The sequence below is a fragment of the Pseudomonas sp. LBUM1669 genome, assembly GCF_059695705.1.
Window position 1 is genome coordinate 5089061 of the sequence record NZ_CP166784.1, and the last position, 21952, is coordinate 5111012.

General features: G+C 57.8%; 15 protein-coding genes. 7 read left to right on the forward strand and 8 right to left on the reverse strand.

The genetic code is table 11. From position 1 onward, the window contains the following. Positions 1 to 6 precede the first annotated feature (6 nt). From ACA051_RS23645 to ACA051_RS23655, 3 genes are read left to right on the forward strand one after another with little or no spacing between them, the layout of a single operon-like run. The gene (locus ACA051_RS23645) at positions 7 to 966 is read left to right on the forward strand and encodes a cytochrome-c peroxidase (protein ID WP_497305149.1); all 960 of its coding nucleotides are present in this window, start codon (positions 7 to 9) and stop codon (positions 964 to 966) included. Then, entirely contained in the window at positions 963 to 2774 is a 1812-nt protein-coding gene (locus ACA051_RS23650; protein WP_497372136.1) for a DAHL domain-containing sensor histidine kinase, read from the forward strand. Before ACA051_RS23645 ends, ACA051_RS23650 begins: the two co-directional genes overlap by 4 nt. Continuing rightward, complete coding sequence (locus tag ACA051_RS23655; RefSeq protein ID WP_497372138.1) at positions 2771 to 4177, forward strand: ATP-binding protein; 1407 nt, start codon at positions 2771 to 2773, stop codon at positions 4175 to 4177. Before ACA051_RS23650 ends, ACA051_RS23655 begins: the two co-directional genes overlap by 4 nt. 125 nt (positions 4178 to 4302) lie before the next feature. Here ACA051_RS23655 and ACA051_RS23660 read toward each other — a convergent pair whose 3' ends face one another. Together ACA051_RS23660 and ACA051_RS23665 are read right to left on the reverse strand one after the other, a co-directional pair. Next, entirely contained in the window at positions 4303 to 5628 is a 1326-nt protein-coding gene (locus ACA051_RS23660; protein ID WP_497372140.1) for an APC family permease, read from the reverse strand. A 231-nt stretch (positions 5629 to 5859) separates the two neighbouring features. Then, positions 5860 to 6681, reverse strand: coding sequence for a carbon-nitrogen hydrolase family protein (locus tag ACA051_RS23665; RefSeq protein ID WP_497372141.1), 822 nt, complete (start codon positions 6679 to 6681; stop codon positions 5860 to 5862). Between the two features lie 124 nt (positions 6682 to 6805). Between ACA051_RS23665 and ACA051_RS23670 the strand changes: the two genes are divergently transcribed. Together ACA051_RS23670 and ACA051_RS23675 are read left to right on the forward strand one after the other, a co-directional pair. After that, positions 6806 to 7606 (forward strand): helix-turn-helix transcriptional regulator, encoded by an 801-nt coding sequence (locus tag ACA051_RS23670; RefSeq protein ID WP_059406091.1) that lies wholly within the window; start codon positions 6806 to 6808, stop codon positions 7604 to 7606. 150 nt (positions 7607 to 7756) lie between these two features. Continuing rightward, entirely contained in the window at positions 7757 to 9376 is a 1620-nt protein-coding gene (locus ACA051_RS23675) for an FMN-binding glutamate synthase family protein (protein WP_497372143.1), read from the forward strand. Here ACA051_RS23675 and ACA051_RS23680 read toward each other — a convergent pair. From ACA051_RS23680 to ACA051_RS23690, 3 genes are all read right to left on the reverse strand, one after another. Continuing rightward, positions 9354 to 10883 (reverse strand): glycosyltransferase family 39 protein, encoded by a 1530-nt coding sequence (locus ACA051_RS23680; RefSeq protein ID WP_497305159.1) that lies wholly within the window; start codon positions 10881 to 10883, stop codon positions 9354 to 9356. The two genes, ACA051_RS23675 and ACA051_RS23680, sit on opposite strands and share 23 nt — an antisense overlap. Beyond that, complete coding sequence (locus ACA051_RS23685) at positions 10880 to 11254, reverse strand: GtrA family protein (RefSeq protein ID WP_497305161.1); 375 nt, start codon at positions 11252 to 11254, stop codon at positions 10880 to 10882. The genes ACA051_RS23680 and ACA051_RS23685 overlap by 4 nt, the downstream gene beginning before the upstream one ends. Positions 11255 to 11373: 119 nt before the next feature. Continuing rightward, complete coding sequence (locus tag ACA051_RS23690) at positions 11374 to 12879, reverse strand: glucosyltransferase domain-containing protein (protein WP_497305163.1); 1506 nt, start codon at positions 12877 to 12879, stop codon at positions 11374 to 11376. 249 nt (positions 12880 to 13128) lie between these two features. Here ACA051_RS23690 and ACA051_RS23695 point away from each other — a divergent pair, with 249 nt between their 5' ends. After that, positions 13129 to 14253, forward strand: a complete 1125-nt coding sequence (locus ACA051_RS23695; RefSeq protein ID WP_497305164.1) for an OpgC family protein — start codon at positions 13129 to 13131, stop codon at positions 14251 to 14253. Between the two features lie 137 nt (positions 14254 to 14390). Here ACA051_RS23695 and ACA051_RS23700 read toward each other — a convergent pair whose 3' ends face one another. From ACA051_RS23700 to ACA051_RS23710, 3 genes are all read right to left on the reverse strand, one after another. Next, positions 14391 to 15110 carry a Type 1 glutamine amidotransferase-like domain-containing protein gene (locus ACA051_RS23700; protein WP_497305166.1) on the reverse strand — a complete coding sequence of 240 codons (720 nt, stop codon included), beginning with the start codon at positions 15108 to 15110 and terminating at the stop codon, positions 14391 to 14393. 11 nt (positions 15111 to 15121) lie between these two features. Beyond that, complete coding sequence (locus tag ACA051_RS23705; RefSeq protein ID WP_497372144.1) at positions 15122 to 16117, reverse strand: ThiF family adenylyltransferase; 996 nt, start codon at positions 16115 to 16117, stop codon at positions 15122 to 15124. Between the two features lie 581 nt (positions 16118 to 16698). Continuing rightward, a complete protein-coding gene (locus ACA051_RS23710; protein WP_497372145.1) occupies positions 16699 to 18120 on the reverse strand; it encodes an amino acid permease in 1422 nt (473 codons plus the stop codon). Positions 18121 to 18735: 615 nt separating this feature from the next. On the opposite strand from ACA051_RS23710, the gene ACA051_RS23715 reads away from it, so the two are divergent. Continuing rightward, positions 18736 to 21852 carry a transglycosylase domain-containing protein gene (locus ACA051_RS23715; RefSeq protein WP_497372146.1) on the forward strand — a complete coding sequence of 1039 codons (3117 nt, stop codon included), beginning with the start codon at positions 18736 to 18738 and terminating at the stop codon, positions 21850 to 21852. The last annotated feature ends 100 nt before the right edge of the window (positions 21853 to 21952 follow it).

Genomic DNA, 21952 nt, shown 5'->3' on the forward strand with positions numbered 1-21952 from the left:
TATCAGATGTCGCCATTTCTCCACCGCTTGCTCCTGATGCCTCTGCTGGGGCTTTGTCTGACGGCCAGCGGCGCACCACTAAACGAACCGCTCAAACCGCTACCGGCCGTGCCAAAGCAAAACCCTCTGCGGGTCGAACTCGGTCGCCAGTTGTTCAATGAACCACGCTTGTCGGTCAACGGCAGTCTGTCCTGTGCCAGTTGCCATCGCCTGGAAAGCGGTGGCGCCGATAACAAGGCGTTTTCCATCGGTTTCAACGGCCAGCCAGTGGTGGTCAACACCCCGAGCGTGTTCAACGCCAGCCTGAACTTCCGGCAGTTCTGGAATGGCCGCGTCGCCACCCTGGAAACCCAGATCCACGCCGTGGTGCAAAGCCCCAGTGAAATGGGCAGCAACTGGGAACACGTGGTGCAAACGCTGTCCGCCGATCCGGCTTATCAAGCCTCGTTCGGCGACGCCTATCCGGATGGCGTGACCCTGAACAATGTGCAAAACGCCCTGGCCACCTACGAGCGCACGCTGATCAGCGCCAACTCGCGCTTCGATCAGTACCTGCAAGGCGATACCGACATCCTCACCCGCGAAGAGAAATACGGCTACCAACGCTTCAAGGAATACGGCTGCATCACCTGCCATCAGGGGGTCAACATCGGCGGCAACATGTTCCAGAAGTTCGGAGTGATGGGCGATTACTTCAAGACCCGGGGCAACCCGACCGAAACCGACCTGGGCCGCTACCTGGTCACCAAGGACGAAGAGGACCGCAACGTGTTCAAGGTCCCAAGCCTGCGCAACGTCGCCGTGACCGCGCCGTACTTTCACGACGGTTCGGCCAAAACTCTCGAAGAGGCGGTCGACGTGATGTTCAAGTTTCAGCTGGGGCGCATCCCCTCCGCCGAAGACAAGGTGCTGATTATCAAATTCCTCAAGACCCTGACCGGTGAATGGGACGGCAAACCGTTATGAAAATGTCCCGCCGACGCAGCTTGGCACTTCTCGGTGTCGTGGCCCTGTTACTGGCCTCGACGCTGCTGTTTTTGTACCTCAAATCCAGCTCGAACCAGACATCGACGTACACGGAGTCCCGGGATCTGATTTCCCGAATGAAACAGCTGAATGCGCAGTGGGAAACGGAAATCCTCAAGGCCAGGATTGCCATCAACCACAACTACGATCCGCTGGTCACGCCGCTGACCGAGATGACGCAGCTGTGGGAACGGTTCGACACGATGGAGTCGAATCATGGCCGCAACGCCTCGCCTGTCTGGCTGACCAGCCATGATGCGTACCTGAGCGCCTTCGAGGAAAAGATCCGGCTGGTGGAGCAGTTCAAATCCCACAATGCCGTGTTGCGCAACTCACTGGCGTTTCTGCCAACCGCCGAGGACGACATTCAGGAGCCCCTCGCCCAGTTGCAGGACGGCGACAAGCTACAACTGCAGAACATCGCCAACGACACCTATGACCTGGTCCTCAGCACCATGGAGTTCGCCATGGTCACCTCTGACTACAAGGCCGCCGAAATCCTGGTGGGGTTGAGCAAACTGAAAGTGAACAAACTGCGACTGCCGGAGGAGTTCCACAGTCCGCTGGATGTTCTCAGTAACCACATTGAGTTGATTCTGCGTGAGCAACCGGTGGTCAACCGCTTGCTGGAAAACATCGAGGCCGTTCCCGTGGCCGAGCGGCTGGACGGCATCACCGATCTGCTGAACAACGATCAGCAGCGCACCGATGCGGTCGATCAGCGTTATCACTTTTACATGCTGGTGTTTTCCGTGCTGCTGGTGATGTTGCTGGTGTACCTGGCGATTCACCTGATGCGCAGTTTCACGGTGATCAATCGCGTCAACAAAGCCCTGAAAACCGCCAATGACGACCTCGAACAACGGGTCGAAGAACGCACCCGCGAGCTCAGGGATACCCAGAGTGAACTGCTGGACACCGCGCGCCAGGCCGGCATGGCCGAAATCGCCACCAATGTGCTGCACAACGTCGGCAACGTGCTCAACAGCGTGAACATCTCCGCCGACCTGGTCAGCCGCAAACTGCGCAGCAGCAAGGCCCAGGGGGTGGGCAAGGCGATGCAGCTGATTAACGAACACCAGGGCGACCTGGGTGCCTTTCTGACCCAGGACGACAAAGGCAAGTTGCTGCCCGGCTACCTGAATCAACTGGTAGATGCCATTGCGCTCGAACAACAAAGCATGACCGACGAACTCGCCCAACTGACCAAAAGCGTCGACCACATCAAGGACATTGTCGCCACCCAGCAATCCTACGCCGGCGCCAACAGCCTGATGGAACCGCTGCACATCAGCGAACTGCTGGAAGACGCCCTGCGCATGAACTCCGGTGCCCTGACCCGGCACCACGTCAAGGTGGTCAAGGAGTACAACGAAGTGCCACAGGTCATGGGCGACAAGCACCGGTTGCTGCTGATCCTGATCAACCTCATCAGCAATGCCAAATACGCCATGTCCGACCTCAGCAATCGTCCGCGACAAATGACCCTGGGGGTGAAAATCGTTGAAGACGACACCCTGCAAATCAGCGTCAAGGATGATGGCGAAGGCATCCCGCCCGAGAACATGACGCGCATCTTTGCCCACGGCTTCACCACCCGCAAGGAAGGCCACGGTTTTGGTCTGCACAGCTGCGCGCTGGCGGCGATCGAGATGAACGGCCATCTCAGCGCCCACAGCGACGGACCCGGCAAGGGCGCGCAGTTCACCCTGCAGATCCCGCTCAAAACCGTCCCGGAGGAGGCATGAGTGAGCTTTCGAACCGGCGCATTCTGCTGATCGACGACACGCCATCGATTCATGACGACTTTCGCAAGATCCTCACACCGGTTTCGGTGCAGCACGTCGAACTGGACGAGATGGAAGCCACGCTGTTTGGCAGTGAAATCAAAGCCACCACTGCGCTGTTCGAACTGGATTCAGCGTATGGCGGCCAGGAAGGCCTGGGCAAACTCACGCAGGCCTTGCAGGAAAGTCGCCCCTACGCCCTCGCGTTCGTGGACATGCGCATGCCTGAAGGCTGGGACGGCGCGCAGACCATCGAGCATCTGTGGCAGGAAGACCCGCGCCTGCAAGTGGTGGTGTGTACCGCGTACTCCGACTATTCCTGGGATGAACTGCTGGACCGACTGCAAGCCCATGATCGTTTGCTGATCCTGAAAAAACCGTTCGACAACATCGAAGTCCAGCAGATGGCCAACACCCTGCTGACCAAATGGGAGATGACCGAACGCGCTTTTTTACAGATGAGCCACCTGGAGCATCTGGTGGACCAGCGCACCACGGAGTTCAAACAGGCCAGCGAGGCGTTGCAGCGGGAAATCGACGAGCGCAAGCAGCTTGAATCGCAACTGGTGCAATCGGAAAAACTCGCTTCCCTGGGGCAATTGGCGGCCGGCGTCGCCCATGAAATCAACAACCCGATTGGCTTCATTTCCTCCAACCTCGGCAGCCTCGAGGGCTACTTCAAGCAGTTACAGGAAATGCTCGACGCCTATCGCGAGGCCGAAGAGGCAATTGATTCGAACGAGGTGATCGAGCGGCTTGGGCAGTTACGGGAACGGATCGAGCTGGAGTTCCTGCGCGAGGACATTCCGTTGCTGATCAAGGAATCCAAGGAAGGCATCAACCGCGTGGGCCAGATCGTCAAAGACCTGAAGGACTTCTCCCGGGTGGACTCCAACCAGGAATGGCAGTGGACCAATCTGCAACAGGGCATCGAATCGACCTTGAACATCGTCGCCAATGAACTCAAGTACAAGGCCGATGTGCAGAAGGCGTACCAGCCACTGCCCGACATCGAATGCCTGCCCTCGCAAATCAACCAGGTGATCATGAACCTGATCGTCAACGCGTCCCAGGCGATCGGCCCAGAGCGCGGCACCATCACCTTGCGCACCGGGTTCGAGGGTGAATGGGTGTGGATTGAAGTCACAGACACCGGCTGCGGCATTGCGCCGGACAGCCTGCAGAAAATCTTCGACCCGTTCTTCACCACCAAACCGGTGGGCCAGGGGACGGGGCTTGGGTTGTCCCTGTCTTATGGCATCGTGAAGAAGCATCGGGGGGATATTTCGGTGCGCAGTGAGGTGGGTGTGGGCAGCACGTTTCGCGTCGAGTTGCCTGTGCACCAAACCCACTCAGCTGCCTGAACACCGTAAATAAATGTGGGAGTGAGCCTGCTCGCGATGGCGGTGTGTCAGTCACCCTTGATGTTGACTGACATGGCCCTATCGGGAGCAGGCTCGCTCCTACAGGGGTTATGCGGTGTTCGATGTTATGTGGCCTCCTGGAAATCCATCTCCGGTGGCTGGCGGCGGAAGCCACCGGTCAGCACCGCCAGGTACACCACGCCAATCGCCAGCCAGCTCAGGCCCAGGTAGATCGCCAGGTGATCGAGGCTGACCATCAGCCACAAATCTGCCGCCAGGCCAATGAACGGAAATAACAGGAACAACACGAACTCGCGCAGCCCTTTCTTTTCTCCGCCGATCCAGTAGTGAAAGATCACCGACAGGTTCACCAGACTGAACGCCAGGAACGCGCCGAAGTTGATGAACGAGGTCGAGGTGGTGACGTCCAGTTTCAGCGCCAGCAACGCGACCACGGCGCACAACAGGATGCTGTTGACCGGTGTGCCAAAGCGTTCGTGCAAGCTGCCGAAAAAGGATTTGGGCAGCACGCCATCGCGGCCCATGGCGAACAACAGACGCGAACCGCTGGCCTGAGCCGACAGGCCCGAGGCGAACTGGCCGACGATCAGGCCGATCAGAAAAATCGTCACGAACAGGTCGCCACCGATATTGCGGGCGATTTCATAGGCCGCCGAGTCGACACTGTCGAACTGGAACGAGGGATGGGCGACTTGCACGAAGTACGAGACGCTGACGAAGATCAGGCCGCCGATCAGGGTAATCAGCATGATCGCCCTCGGAATGGTACGGCGAGGGTCGCGGGTTTCTTCAGTCAAGGTGCTGACCGCGTCAAAACCAAGGAACGAATAACAGGCGATGGCCGCGCCGCTCATGATCAGCGGCATCTGCATGTCGCCGTTGAAGAACGGTTTGATCGACCACAACGGCGTGCTCGCATCCCCACCGACGTAATGGATGCACAGCGCGACGAAGGCAATCAGCACCAGAAATTGCACCAGCATCAGCAAGGCGTTGATGCCGTTGGCCAGTTTCAGGCCGACGATGTTGATCGCACTGGTGATGCCGATGAACGCCAGCACCCAGATCCACTGCGGCACGGCCGGGAACGCGGAGTTGAGGTAGGCGGCACCGATCAGCCAGATCGCCATGGGCAGGAACAGGTAATCGAGCAGCACCGCCCAACCGGCAATGAAGCCCAGTTTCGGGCTGATGGCCTTGCGTACATAGCTGTAGGCCGAGCCGGCAACGGGGAACGCCGAGGCCATTCGGCCGTAGCTCATGGCGGTGAAAAACATCGCCACCAGCGCCGCCAGATACGCGGCCGGAACCATGCCAGAGGTGGATTGAGCGAGGATGCCAAAGGTGCCGAGCACAATGATCGGCGTCATGTAGGCGATGCCGAACAGCACCACCGAACCCAATGACAGGGTGCGTTGCAAACGAGCCATGAGCGACTACTCCGAATTTATTAGATTTATGGCAGAGCCGAGTTCGGCGCTAAATTTCGGGTGTTTCGTTGTTGTTTTGGGTGAACGATCAACCAGCTGTTTCGTCTGGGAGGGCCCCTGCGCGAGCAAGCCCGCTCCCACATTCGATCGAGTTGCTTCAGGAGGACGCGATCAAAATGTGGGAGCGGGCTTGCTCGCGAAAGCGTCATCCCAGGCAATAGAGAATCAGGATCAACGCGACGGAATCAGCAACTCCCGCGCGCCAGAAGCCTGCTCGACAATTTCACCTGGCAACTTCAACCGCTGATCATCCAGATACCGGTAATCCTTGCGTGCAGCCTCCAACCGGCTGAAATCCAGCTCCACCGCAAACTGCCCTTCATCGCGCCCGGCCTCGAACAACAAGGTGCCCAGCGGATCCACCAGCGCACTGCCACCGGCGAACACCAACCCGTCATCGCTCTCTTTTACCCGGTTGACCATCAGCGCAAAGGCCTGGTTTTCCTGGGCACGCGCCATGATCGCGGTGCGGTGAGTCGGGCCATAAGGGTCCATGTTGCCGTTGGTGACGATCAGCAATTCGGCACCCAGTTGCGCCAGGGCGCGGGCGGTTTCCGGGAATTCGATGTCGTAGCAAATCAGCAGACCGACACGCACACCGTTCCACTCGCAAGTGGCATAACGGTCGCCCGCCTCGAACACGCCGCGATCCGACGCCCACAGGTGGGTCTTGCGGTATTTCAGGGCGATGCCTTCCGGGGTAATCAGCAGCGTGGTGTTGTAGAAACGGCCGTTGTCATTCTCGGCCATGCCGATCACCACGGCGATGTTGTGCTCGCGGGCCGCTGCCACGATGGCACTGACCGTCGGCCCGTCCAGCGGTTCGGCGGTTTGGGCCACGGTGTCGGCAGACGGAAAGCCCATCAGGTGGGTTTCCGGGAAGACGATCAGTTGCGTATCCGTGTTGCAGGCAGCGATGGCCGCCAGGGCGCGTTCGAGGTTGTACGCTGTGCCGTTGTCACGGCCCGCCAGCTGGGCGAGTTCGACTTTCATGGGGAGTCCTTGTTATGGACCGGGCGGCAGAAAGATTGCCCGGTCTGTGTCTGTGCGCCAGTATGCGCAGCAAGCCACCGGCCGGGGAATCACGCCGCTGGGGTAACCCGATAGGGGTAGAGGCATGACACTTTCATTAGACGATATCGCTTGGCACCGCTCGGTCGGGCAACTGATCGACGCCCTCGACAAGCCGAACTTCTGGACGCAGTTGGTGCGCCTGCTGGATCAGTACGTGACCTTCGACAGCTGGGTGGCGCTGCTTTTCAGCGCGGACCAGCACCCCCAGGTGTTCGCCGAATGCCCGGGCGAGGACGGCAGCCCTGATCAGTTGTTTCAGGATTACTTGCGCGGGCTCTATCTGCTTGATCCGTTCTACATCGCCTGCCGAGAACAGTCGCGTACCGGGCTCTATCGCCTGTCGGAAGTGGCGCCGGAGCACTTTGAGCTGACCGAGTATTACCAACGCTACTTTCGTCTGAATGTGGTGGCCGATGAAATCCAGTTCAATTGCCAGCTCGAAGGAGACCGCACGCTGTGTCTGTCACTGGGCAGCAAGCAGCGTTTCAGCGGCCAGCAGATTGCCTTGCTGTCGCTGATCCAGCCTTGGGTGCTCGGCCTGTTGCGCCAGCGCCTGCCCTACGAAATCAACGAAGTCGTGGCCCTCGCGCCAGCACCGATCCAGGGCGATTGGCGCGTGCAGCTGGAAGCCTCGGTGCAACAACTCAAAGGCGCGCAATTGACCGCCCGTGAACTGGATGTCGGGCGCTTGATGCTCAGCGGTTGCTCCAGTAAAGAAATCGCCCGTAAGCTGGAAATCTCCGTCGAAACCGTGAAAGTCCATAAGAAACACATGTACAGCAAGCTGGGGATCAAGTCCCAGTCCGAGCTGTTTTCGATATTCCTGCAGGCACAAAATGCCTGACACAGCACGGTTCTGTAGGAGCGAAGCTTGCTCGCGAAGTGGCCATTTCATTCAACATTGATATTGGCTGATACACCGCTTTCGCGAGCAAGCTTCGCTCCTACAGGGTCCGTGTGTACCTGCTAACCGAGTCCGAACCAAGGAACCCGTATGAGCCTGTCACTCCTGAGCCGCTACGCCTTCTTTGCCGCTTGCGTGATTTTCACCCTCGCCAGCCTGCCCTTCCTGGAACATGACTGGCTCTGGCCAATCACCGCCGTGACGGGCGTCCTCAGTCTGGTGGGCCTGTTCGACCTGCTGCAAAGCCCTCACGCGGTGCGCCGCAACTACCCGATCCTCGGCAATATTCGCTATCTGGTAGAGGGCATTCGCCCGGAGATCCGCCAATACCTGCTCGAATCCGACAGCGACGCCCTGCCCTTCTCCCGGGCTCAGCGCTCGCTGGTCTATTCCCGGGCCAAGAATGAAAGCGCCGACAAACCCTTCGGCACGCTGATCGATGTGTACCAATCGGGTTTCGAATTCATCGGCCACTCGATGCGCCCGGCGCCGTTGAGCGATCCGAACAGTTTCCGGGTCATCGTCGGCGGCCCGCAGTGCACTCAACCGTACTCGGCCTCGGTGTTCAACATCTCGGCCATGAGCTTCGGCTCGCTCAGCGCCAACGCCATTCGCGCGTTGAACCAGGGCGCCAAACTCGGCAACTTTGCCCATGACACGGGCGAAGGCAGCATCAGCGCCTATCACCGGGAAAACGGCGGTGACCTGACCTGGGAATTGGGCAGCGGCTACTTCGGTTGCCGCACCGCAGACGGACGCTTCGACCCGGAACGCTTCGCCGCACAAGCGCAAACGCCGCAAGTACGGATGATTGAGATCAAGATGTCGCAAGGGGCCAAACCCGGTCACGGCGGCATCCTGCCCAAGCACAAAGTCACTAAGGAAATCGCCGAAACCCGCGGCATCCTGATGGGCGAAGATTGCATCTCGCCATCGAGGCACAGCGCGTTTTCCACGCCAATCGAACTGATGCACTTCATCCAGCAGTTGCGTGAACTGTCCGGCGGCAAACCGGTGGGCTTCAAGTTCTGCCTCGGTCACCCGTGGGAATTCATGGGCATCGCCAAGGCCATGCTGGAAACCGGCATTCTCCCGGACTTCATCGTGGTCGACGGCAAGGAAGGCGGCACCGGCGCCGCGCCCGTCGAGTTCACCGACCACATCGGCGTGCCAATGCGTGAAGGCTTGCTGTTCGTGCACAACACGCTGGTGGGCCTGAACCTGCGGGACAAAATCAAACTTGGCGCCAGCGGCAAGATCGTCAGTGCCTTCGACATCGCCAGCGTCCTGGCCATCGGCGCCGACTGGGCCAATTCGGCGCGCGGCTTCATGTTTGCCATCGGCTGCATCCAGTCGCAAAGCTGCCACACCAACAAATGCCCGACCGGCGTCGCCACTCAAGACACCCTGCGCCAGCGTGCGCTGGTGGTCCCGGACAAGGCCCAGCGCGTCTTCAACTTTCACCGCAACACACTCAAGGCCCTGGCGGAAATGCTCGCGGCCGCGGGCCTCGATCATCCGTCACAACTGTCGGCCAAGCATCTGGTACGGCGCATGTCGGCCACCGAGATCAAGTTGTTCTCGCAGTTGCATGTGTTCTTGAAGCCGGGGGAATTGCTCACGGGTGAGGTGAACGGCGAGTTTTACTCGCGGATGTGGCAGATGGCGCGGGCGGATAGTTTTGAGCCTAATGAGGTGGTTGCTGCGTGAGGAAAACGCCCTCGCCAGCCTCAGACGACGTTACCGTTCCATCGAGAGTAAACAAGCGAGCTTCAACGTCTCCTCCGTTAATCGTCAGCATTTGTTGCCATCGTGCTGGGAACTTGGTTGTGCTTTCAGGTAACCCTGAGCGAGTTACCCACCAGACCCGTCTGGTGGGAACTCTAGATACCGCAACATCCTCCAGGAAGATCCATTTCAGGGATGGGGAGATGAGAGCCCACCCGCCTTGGTCAGGGTAGCCCCAGGTTGGGTCGGACGATGATCTGGCATGAACCCGCGGCTGAACACCCGTCGTGTTGTAGTACATGAACGGTAAGTACCAGAGCAGGCTGTCGATCAGGATTTCATCATCTGGTTTGAGTTCCTGACTAATGCGGGCGACTATTTCGTCCAGCCGACCTGTCTTGCCCTCCCTATTTTCATAAACACCAATCAGCCCCTGAACTTCCACAACAACAAAAATAGCCAAGGTAGCTATAGCAAACGTGCGCTGCTGATGCGACCAGGAATCCACAGCAACAGCAACGATAAGTGGCAATCCGACCGCGGCAAATAAAAGATATCTAGGCACAAATGCGGGGGTGAATAGAGCTATCAGTAAAAGCGCAATCGCAGGTACAAAAAAATACCCGATCAACAGCACGCTATAACGGGGCTCACTCCGGTCGTTCGACAACGCCCAAACAGAACAAATCAGGATTAGGAATGTCGGCACCGCGCGCAAACTTGACGAAACCGGCACTGAGTCATTCATCACCGTGAATAGCCAAACTATTGTCAGCACAGTGTGCCCAGTGAGAGGCTCTATCCAGGCTTGCCCCCCCATTCCTGAAAGTTGATGGAGGAAATATGGAACCCAAGGCAAGTACAAAAAGACAATCACGATGTTTGCCGCTGTCCATGCACGAACGGACAATCCACGCGCCTGCCACCAAAAAAGCCAATGAACCAAGACACACAACGCAGCGAAATAATGCGTGTAAAAAGCAGCCGTCATCAGCAGCACATACAGGATCGCAAAGCGCTTTCGCTGCGGTGAATTAACCCAACACACCAACGCCACGGTCGCGCCCATGAGCCAGAAACCGAGCAAGGTATACATGCGGATCTCCTGGCTATAGCGAACCGAGATCGGTAGCAATGCCAACAACACAGCAGCAATCCAAGTCGCCCTTCGCGTCGCCACAACACTCATCAATTTGATGCACAGCAACAATGTGCCGACGTCGGCCAAGGTGCTCAGGGATCGAGCAGACAAGACGCCATTACCGAACAACAACATCCAGTAATGCAGCAACACATAGTAAAGCGGTGGATGAACGTCCCGAGCCGTGGTGGACCAAATGTACGAAGGCGATCCGTCGGCAAGCAGCAGGCTGTAGGCCTCGTCATACCAGACCGCCGGCACGGTAATAGAGTGAAACCTCACGACCATCGCGATCGCCACTACGGCAATCAGCCCCGCCCAATCGACAAACCGGCGCGACACGTTCACGCTTCGCGCTCGCCATACAGGATAAATCTCGAGAAGAAAAACCCGCAAACCAGACTCAACAGCGAGAACGACCATACGGTCACCAGCCCGTGGATTTTCCAGACATCGGCGTAATGCCCGACGACGAAACTCATTACCCCCATGAAAAACACATACAGCAGATAACGAAGTACCGACGCCCCGGCCTCAAACGTGTAGAGCGCATGCACATAGAATGAGAACGTCGCGGCCACACAAAACGCCGAAAAGTTACTGGCAGCCTGACTCAGTTCGGCAGCGATGGTGAGTACGTAAAATATCTGCCAATGGATCAGCGTATTGGCTACGCCAACAACCGCATACGTGGAGAACTCTTTCCATAAGGCTTTCATGTTCGGTCCTTGAACTGTCGCTGCTTCAGGTGTGTTTCAAACCTAAAGTCGAGGACAGGTGCGCGTCTACTGTAAGAACTAACAGGTAGCGCGGCATTCCAGACCAATGGTCGCGGGGTTCACCACTGGAGAGAGCGGACCCTGGCGGGTTCTTTCATGACAATAAAGCCGTAGTCCCCCAGCAGATAAATCCGATAAAACAGACTGTCCACCAGCGGTGGATAACCCTGATAACCCACCCGCGTCGCGTTACGCCGCTCCTTTTCCCTGACCACATTGGCAATGCCAGTTTTCGGCAAATTTTCCGCGAGCATGAAGAAGTCGGTGTTGAGCAAGTAATGCAACACCGGCATCTGCTTGAACGACCCGGAGGCGCCCACCAGCCAGTGATCGGAGTACGTCACCGACATATAAATGCGCTTGGCTTCGCGCAACGCGGGGCGCGAAGCAATGTCGGCACTCAAGGCGTACAGCGCATTCGTTGCGAAAGTCTTTTGCAACGTCAGCACCCGTCCATAAGCAAAGGAAAGCGAGAGCATCGCCAACAATGGAACCAGCAACAGCAACGGCAGCTTCCCGTGCACCGACGCCAGCGCCCGATGGCTCAGGTAGAACAGCAATACCAGCACGACAGCAAAGCCCATCAAGGTGCGGGCGCCTTCATTGAAATCGCGGAAAAATAATGAGACGCCCGGTACCAGCAGCATCAGGACGGGCAAGATCAACAGGCACAGCAGGCCGATCACGGTTTTGTTCAGCCCAGTGCCCGCACGCTCCCGCACGCGCTGTCCCACGCGCACGGCACCGAATAGGGCGCACAGCAACAGCGCGGCAAATACCCAGGCAAAGCCGCCATGGAACAGCAGCACGATTTTTTCCAGCACCCAGCCCGCGCTGGTTTCAATTTGCTGCAACGGCGCCGCTGCTCCGTTCAACAATGAGGTTCGGTTCTGAGTCATGTAGGAATAGGCGGTGGCGTAATAGATCAACCCCGCCAGACCCACCTGTACAACTTTGCTGCCGATCAATCGCCACCACTCAGGCCATGCCAATGGGTCGTCCGTGCGCCGCAGCAACTCCAGGCAACATAGACCGAGAAACACATTGAAGCTGACCTGATAAAGCCCGATGGCCAAGGCTATCAGCGCGGCGGGTATCAGCAGGTGCTGGACGCGCGAGGGGCTTTGAAAGGTGATCGCGTAGATCACCGCCACGATACTCATCACCATGGTCGGTCCGTCGTATTGGTACGACAGGTTTTGCAGGAAAAACGGGTTGTACCAAAGCGGCAGCACCACCAGACAATGGGCGAACGTCGGTTCGGGGAAGTAGTGGAACGTCAGCCGTGTCAGGGCCGAGCTCATCGCCAGCGTGGCGATCAATAGCGGCATCGGGAAGATGTTCGGCGCGGCGCCGCTGAAGGTCAGCAGGTTGTAGAACCACTGCGCGAACAACCGGCCCTCCTCCGCCCAGCCGGTGCCGGCGGCCAGGGCACGCCAGTTGTCATCGATGTAGGGATAATCCGCGAGGATCAGCGGCAGGATGTACATCAGCGTCGCGAACAGAAACAACAACCAGACTTGGCGGCCTGTGAGTTCTTTGTCGAGCCATTCGCTGATCTTCATGCCGGTGCCTCATGGGAATTCCGCCTTCAATCAATAAAGCCTTGAACCCCGACGGTAGCCAGAGATCGCCGACCTGCGCGGCTTTTAGACCGGCGGTTGCCACCTCGCCGAAGCACAGAGACATTCCGTAGTATCCGCACTTTGCAATTGCCGACGAATCCCTGCACCCTGCGCGCCGCCATTGTTCGGCGTGCAATCTTTTGTGTCGCCGACGCTCCTACTTCAAAACCCGTTCAAGAGCCCGCAGCCATGACGACTGAACGCGATCACCGAATCGACTTTTTCCGAGGCCTGGCGCTGATCTTCATTTTCTGGGATCACGTGCCCCACAACCCGCTGGGTCAACTCACCCTGCGTAACGTCGGTTTCAGTGATGCCGCCGAAGTCTTCGTGTTTCTCGCCGGGTACGCGGCGATCCTGGCTTACGGCAAGATCCTGGCCCGCGACGGTTACCTGATTGCCTGCGTGAAAATCCTGCGCCGCGCCTGGGTGTTGTACGTGGTGCATATTTTCCTGCTGGCGATGCTGATGGGCATCGTGTTCTTCGCCAACAGCCATGTGGAAACCCGCGACCTGGTCGAGGAAATGGGCATGCACCACTTCATCAGCAACCCGCAGCAAGCCTTGATCGATGAGTTGCTGCTGCGCTTCAAACCGAACCTGATGGACCCGTTGCCGCTCTACATCGTGCTGCTGGCAGGTTTGCCGCTGGTGCTGCCGATATTCGTGCGCAAACCATGGGTGGTGGTAGCGATGTCATTTGCGGTGTACCTGACGGTGCCGTTGTTCGGCTGGAATCTGGCCGCCATCAAGGATGGCGTGTGGTACTTCAACCCCGTCGCCTGGCAACTGTTGTTCGTACTCGGCGGTGCCGCTGCGATTCACGCGCAGCGCCCACGCTTGCCCGACAGGCGCTCGTTGCTGCGCCAGCCATTGTTTGTGAGTGCGGCGTTATGCGCAGGCGTTGCCGGTGTACTGACCGTATTGTGGCGCTGGCCGCAACTGCATGATGCGATGGTACCGACCAGCCTGAGCAACCTGTTGTACCCGATCAGCAAGACCGACCTGTCGCCGGTCCGACTCCTGCACTTTCTGGCGCTGGCGTATGTCACGGCGAAACTGTTGCCGGACGCTGGCTGGACGCAGAACTGGCTGGCCCAGCAATGCAGTCGCATGGGTCGTTATTCGCTGGAAGTGTTCTGCCTCGGGGTGTTGTTGGCACCCTTGGCGGACATGGTCAACGCCTTGACCGACGACGCGTTTGCCATGCAAATCTTCACCGCGCTGGTGGGTGCGGGGTTGATGGGGTTGTTGGGGGTGTGGCTGGATTTCAACAAGCGCCTGACCCGGTCGGCTCACGTCGCCGCCGCGTGACATCGGCAAAGCAACCATTGTGGCGAGGGAGCTTGCTCCCGCTGGACTGCGCAGCAGTCCCCCAACAGTCGGCCCCCGTTCCCGCCACATGACCCTCTGCACAAAACCAGTTACACCAGATTGAAAGTTCGAGAGGCTTACAGCGGTAGTTTCTGTCCCGACGTAAATCGCTCAATTTTTACCTCGCCAGCGTGCTCCATGTAGACATAGGCATATGCATCAGGAAGAGAGGCAAGGACTTGAGCGACACCTCCTTCCCAATAGATTGCTGCCCCATTGTCGCAGGCAATAGCCCTTCCACCGGACGAGCGCACAAGCTCCTGCAGAGGGGCATGCCGCTGCTCTTTGTCGAGGTGAGGGCAGAAAGCACCGGGCAGAAAACCCAGTGCTTCCAGCCGCTTCAGACTCCAGCTTGAGCCCGAATTAGCGGAGAATCGGTCCGAGTCACTCAGTCCTGCTTCATACCAGCAAATGGCTCCAGCGCTTAGCCCCGAAAGGATGGTGCCATTCACTCCCGCTTGGCGCAGAGCCGTATCGATTCCGAAATCTCGCCATATGGCGAGCATCTGTTGTGTATTCCCTCCCCCTACATAGACAAGATCGGAGTAGAGGATCTTCTGCATGGCGTCTTGTTGCGTAAAGTTAGAACGCGTAGCCAGCAGGAAATCAACTTTGCAGCCCAGGCGCTCGCCATAGACATGTTTAAAAGTTTTGCAGTATCCCTCCGCATCGCCACTTGCCGTAGGGATGAAGAGGGCTTTGGGGGTGCTCTTTCCTGTTTGGTTACAGATAAACGAATCCAGATCCAGAGTTTCCAATTCAGAAATCTCACCGCCACCAATCGTTACGATCTTCACGTTTAAGCACCTCAGTTCAAGAATGTACCGCGACGCTCAAATGAAACCCATGACAGGCTGAGCTCACTGCTATCCCTACGCCAAGGTATGCTTTCAGGGAACCCAAGCGCGTGAATCGCAGAGGATGAAACTACACCCGCTATCTCTACATTCATTGGCCCAAAGCTGGGTCCAATAAAGTCAGGAGTTCTTGTCCACTTAACTGCTCGGAATTCATCATCTACCTGAGATTCTGAGTGACCAAAAATTTTAACTAGAGCCTTATTCTGAAAATACCCACAAGAAATTGTCAGAAAGCCATTTCTCTGCGACAACTCTTGAAGTTTTTCTTGTGCGACCCCCAACGGTTCATCAGCCGACAGTACAACCACATCCACTCCTTGTGTTAGCTCTTCAAGGTGATTGTCATTCACCCGTTCCATCAGCGCGCGGCAATTTCTCAAAGAGTATCTACGCTCAAGAACGTCTTTAAGTACTTCGACTTTGGGCCGACCAATATCACTCCTTTCCCACAAAAACTGACGGTTAAGATTACTTGCCTCAATTGTGTCTGGGTCCACAAGGATCAGATCTTCAATCCCTGCTCCGGCAAGTTGCAAAGTAACGAGGGAACCAATTCCGCCACATCCAATGACTAAAATTCGTGCATTCTGAATACGATCAAACGCATTGATCAGCTCTTGGCAATTGCGGGATATGCAGCAAAAATAAGACGCGGTCCTGCTAGTTCTCTCGTCTCGTAGTAGCCTGCGCGCTGCAATGACTTGATCCTCCTCACCGAAAAGAATTGAGTTAGAAGAAACCAAAGCTTCAAATAAATTCTCCTGAGAGGCAGGGTTCGGTAATTGTACAATTCCTGCCGGCCCAGCAATGTAGGCACCCCTTGCGCCATCAAGCCCTTCAACAACGGTTGGACGTATTAAGCCAACAACTTTGTTTTGCGCGTAGACGAAAGAGTCAGATACCCGCTCTTCTCCGGCGGATAGAGATTCGAATAGAGAGTCCATTCCAAATTCCCAGTATTGCGGAGGGACAGACCAGCAATGTTACTGCTGGTCTTGTGTGGCACAGATTAGTTGCAAGCCAGAGGGTGTGGCTTCATGAAAAGCTTGCACGCGGTCCCAGCAACTACCAACTCGGCTGGCTGCACGACTAGGGGAGAAGTTGAAGGAGTGGGCTTAGTAATCAAAAACTGCGCATGTTCCTTTGCGAGACTCATGTCTACAACCACCGGCTTTTCTGTCATCGCGGCTGCGTGAGCGGAAAGAAGGAGGGTTGCAACGAACGTTACCGATTTAACATGCATTTTTCTATCTCCTGATAGCGCGTAGTGTGTCAATGACACATCCTTTGCGAGGCTACCTTGCCTCGCCGCCGATGCTATAAATTCTCATTTTCACTTGCAATCGATCAAGAGTTACAAACTTTGACCGGGCGCTGCAAATGATTCTCGAGCCTACTCGCTACCACAGAGCATTTTCATTTTCTGAGAATTGCTCCCACGCAAATACGACATTGGGGAGCAGACACCAGCCAATAAAAAGCCCCGGCCAATGGACCGGGGCTTTTGCGTTTCAGGCGTGACGACTTACGAAGCCGAGCGCACCGCACCTTGCGACACATTGGTCGGTTGCAGCTTGAACACGTAGAACAACACCGTCAGCAGCACCAGGAACGCCGGGCCCACATAGAGCGCCACGCGAGTTTCCGGGAAGTACGCCATCAGGCCGACCACCAGCACCAGGAACGCCAGCGCCAGGTACGAACTGACCGGGTACAGCCACATCTTGTATTTCAAGCCCGCCCGTTCACTGGCACTCAGGCCTTCGCGGAACTTGAGCTGGGCCAGCAGGATCATCACCCAGGTCCAGATCGCGCCAAAGGTGGCAATCGCCGTCACCCAGACGAAGACTTTCTCAGGCACCAGGTAGTTGAGCAGCACGCCCAGCAACAACGCGCCGATCGACAGCAGCAGCGCCCGACGTGGCACGCCGTTGTTCGAGGTCTTGGCAAAACCGGCCGGGGCCTGGCCATTCTGCGCCAGGCTGTAGAGCATGCGCCCGGTGCTGAAGATGCCGCCGTTGCAGGACGACAGCGCCGCGGTGATCACCACGAAGTTGATGATGCCGGCTGCGGTCTTGATGCCCAGGCGTTCGAACGTCATCACGAACGGACTGCCTTGGGTGCCGATTTCGTTCCACGGGTAGATCGACAGGATCACGAACAACGCACCGACGTAGAACAGCAGAATCCGCCAGAACACCGAGCCGATCGCGTTGGGGATGGTCTTCTGCGGGTTCTTCGCTTCACCGGCCGTCAGGCCGATCATCTCGACGCCGAGGTAGGCGAACATCACCATCTGCAGCGACATCAACACGCCTTGCACGCCGTTGGGCATGAAGCCGCCGTGGGCCCAGAGATTGGAAATACCCAGCGCCACGCCGTCGTTGCCGAAACCGAACGCGATCACGCCGATGCCGCCAATCACCATGGCGATGATGGTGACGATCTTGATCAGGGCGAACCAGAACTCGAATTCACCGAAGGCTTTCACTGCAATCAGGTTGATCGAACCCATGCTGATCAGCGCGGCGAGGGCCCAGATCCAGCGCGGTACATCGGGAAACCAGACGCCCATGTACACGGCCACGGCAGTGATTTCTGCGACACAGGTCACCAGCCACAGGAACCAGTAATTCCAGCCCGTCAGGAAGCCTGCCAAAGGGCCGAGGTAATCCTGAGCGTAACGGCTGAAGGAGCCGGCGACCGGGTTGTGCACGGCCATTTCGCCGAGGGCGCGCATGATCACCAGGATCGCCAGACCGCCAATGATGTAGGACAGCATGATGGCGGGGCCGGCCATTTCGATGGCCTTGGCCGAACCGAGGAACAGACCGACGCCGATACAGGCACCGAGCGCCATCAAGCGAATATGCCGTTCGCCGAGTTCGCGTTTAAGCGGACCGCCCTGAGCGGTCTCGCCATGGGGCAGATGATTGCCGACTGGCATAGGGGTACAACCTCGTCTTGTTATTGGATATGACCACCGAGTAACAAAGCGCTGACCGGTAAGCCATTGCTTCTGAGAAACCGGGCCTGCTTCGTGAGCAAACCCGTCTTGCAGGACAACACCTGCAAGATCAGCGGGGCGTGCAGTATAAAAAGCTTCGTACAGGGCTTTTCACTCTATAAACCACAACATTCAGCCAGAACTCTCGGGAAAAGCCCGGATAGCGGAGGGGCATTACCTGGCTTTTGTAGGATTATTCACCAACTGAAACGCCGCCGAGTATTGCACAGCATTGGTGCATCGTCATGCCCCTAACCGAGCCTTATTTACCGTTCGACGTGTCTAGCAAAGGCATTTCAGGCAGGCACTACCCTGTGGCGAGGGAGCTTGCTCCCGCTCGGCTGCGCAGCAGTCGCAAAACCTGTGATCGCGGTTCGACTGAAAGACCGAGATGGCAAATTCGGGTCTGCTCCGCAGCCCAGCGGGAGCAAGCTCCCTCGCCACAGTAGATGGGGAATATTTGAGATCTGAGCATTCACAATTTTTTCACCATCGCCAACCACCGACTAAGCTTCAGACAAGTCCGATCAATCTGCGTGAATGGATCAGTCGACTATGGGTGCGTTATGGCAAACCGATTCGAGTAATACTGTGGTTCCGACTGAACGTGTGGATGAAACGCCTATTCCTGAAAAACCCCCTCGCAGTCGCACGAAGCATGGCTGGGGGGCGTTTTGGTTGTTGCTGGTCATTATCCTGATTGTCCTGGGGCTCGCCGCCGCCAAGGAAATGCGCACCTCGAAGTTTCAAGCCCGTGAGGTGAGCAAATTCGCCGCCTCCCTGAGTTACGAAATGAAACCCGGCCCCAGCGACGCGATTCGCTATCCAGGCGCTGGCCCTTTCGACTTGCGTCTGGGCTACAGCTCGCTGGGTGAGTTTCTGCCGCGATTGCTCAAGCGTGACTACGTCATTGCGTCACAAACCCGCTTCTCTGAAAAGCTGATGGACTACACCGACAAGGGCTTTTTCGTGCCCTACGCGGAAAAAATACAGGCTGGATTGTCGATCACCGATTGCCGTGCGTCGCCGCTGTACCAGTACAAATACCCACAACAACTGTATTCGAGCTTTGAGTCGATTCCGCCGGTGGTGGTCAACAGCCTGCTGTTTATTGAAAACCGCTTTTTGCTCGACCCGCGTCAGCCCCTGGCCAACCCCGCCGTGGACTGGCCACGGTTCGGCATGGCGATCTGGTCGCAGGTGGCCAAACTGATGCACCTGCCGGGCCAATCGGCGGGCGGTAGTACATTGGCGACGCAACTGGAGAAATACCGGCACTCGCCCGATGGCCTGACGGTCTCGGGCGCAGAAAAGATCCGGCAGATGATTTCCGCCACCGTGCGCGCTTATCAACCGGGTCCGGAAACCTTGCAGGCCCGGCAAAACGTGGTGCGCGACTACCTCAACAGCGTGCCGCTGTCGGCAGTACCGGGCCACGGTGAAGTGCATGGCATGGCCGAAGGGTTGCGCGTCTGGTACGGCGCCGACTTCAACAAGGCCAATGAACGGCTGGCCAGCACCGACACAGATCCCAAGAGCATGGCCGAAAAAGGCCTGGCGCTACGTGAAATGCTCTCGCTGATGATCGCCCAGCGCCGCCCTTCTTACTACCTGACCAAAGGCCATGATGAACTGGCGGATCTCACCGACAGCCACATCCGCCTGCTGGCGGCGAATGGCGTGATCGATGCGCCCTTCGCCGCCGCCGCCCTGGTCAGCAAGGTGACTTACCGCGACTGGCAGACCCAGCCGACCATTCAGCCGATTGAAACCAACAAAGGCATCAGCGTGGCGCGCAGCCGCTTGGGCGGGCTGCTCAATCGTCCGCTGTACGATCTCGACCGCCTCGACCTGTCCGCTACCAGCACCCTGCAAGGCGACTTGCAAACCCAGACCACCGAATACCTCAAGCACCTGGCAGACCCGGCGTTTGCCACCCAAATCGGCCTGATGGGCGAACGTTTGCTCACCCCCACCAGCACCACCCAAGTGCGCTACAGCTTTACGTTGTTTGAGCTGACACCGGACGGCGCGCGCGTGCGGGTCCAGACCGACAGCACCGACCAGCCGTTCGACATCAACGAAGGCAGCAAGCTGGAACTGGGCTCTACCGCGAAAATGCGCGTGCTCACCACCTACCTGCAAATCATGGCCGAGCTGCACGACAAGTACGCAGCGATGACTGTGCCGGAACTGAAGAAAGTCGACGTCCCGGATCAGGACCGCCTGAGTCGCTGGGCCGTCGATTACCTGATTGAGAACAAGGACCGCAACCTGCCGGCCATGCTCGCCGCCGCGCTGGATCGTAAGTATTCAGCCAGCCCCGGCGAAGCCTTTTTCACCGGCGGCGGGCTGCACACCTTCGTCAACTTCCGCAAGGAAGACAACGGTCGCATTCCGACCATGCGCGATGCCTTGCGCGAATCGATCAACCTGCCATTCATTCGGCTGATGCGTGACCTGGTGCGCTACACCACGTATTCAGGCCCCAACAACAGCGCCGAGTTGCTCAAGGATGATCGCGACCCACGGCGCCAGGAATACCTGGCCAGTTTCGCCGACCGCGAAGGCACTTCTTTCCTGCTGAAGTTCTGGAAAAAATACAAAAACAAGGACACCCAGGCGCGGCTCGATACCTTCCTCGACAGCATGCGCCCGACGCCGATCCGCATGGCGGCGGTGCACCGTTATCTGCTGCCCCAGGCCAGCCAGGAAAGCTTCAATACCTTTGTGCGGGCGCACCTCAAAGGCGCCAAGCTCACCGAAAAACTCACCGACGAACGCCTGCAACGGCTCTACGAGAATTACAGCCCCGGCGCCTACGACTTGCCGGATCAGGGCTTCATCGCCAAGGTTCACCCGTTGGACCTGTGGCTCATGGGCTACCTGTTGAACAACCCGGACGCCAAGTGGAGCCAGATCGTCAAAGCCAGCCAGTTCGAGCGCCAGGAAGTCTACAGCTGGCTGTTCAAGAGTCGTCACAAGGGCGCCCGCGACAGCCGTATTCGCACCATGCTGGAGATCGAAGCGTTCCTCGACATTCATCAGCGCTGGCAGAAAGTCGGTTACCCGTTCGATCACCTGGTGCCATCGCTGGCCACCGCCATCGGCAGCTCCGGCGACCGCCCCGCAGCCTTGGGCGAGTTGATCGGCACCATCCTCAACGACGGTGTGCGCATGCCGACATTGCGCATCGACACCCTGCATTTCGCGGCGAATACGCCCTACGAAACCAAACTGATCAATGACCCGGACGCCGGCAAACGGGTGATGCCGTCCGAAGTGGCCACGGCCATGCGCGAGGCGCTGTCGCAAGTGGTGGATGCCGGTACGGCCAAACGTGTTTCCGGCAGTTTCACCACGCCCGATGGCAAACCCTTGGCCATGGGCGGCAAGACCGGGACCGGGGATAACCGCATCGAAGCCATTGGTTCCGGCGGGCGGATTCTCAGTTCGAAGTCAATCAACCGCACGGCCACCTTCGTGTTTTACATCGGCGATAACCACTTCGGTACGTTGACCGCCTTCGTGCCCGGGCGCACCGCCGAAGCCTTCAAGTTCACCTCGGCGCTGCCCGTGCAGGTGCTCAAGGGCATGGCGCCGATTCTCACGCCGTATCTGCAACCGGGTGCGCATACGCAATGCCTGCCGGTGGAGGTCGCGAGGCGCTGAAAAAAGGCGGTAATTAATTATTTTCGGCATTGGTAATTCCAATGCGTTTGGGGGACCAACACTGATTAAGCAGCGGTAATTCAGGCTTTTACTTTGAGCC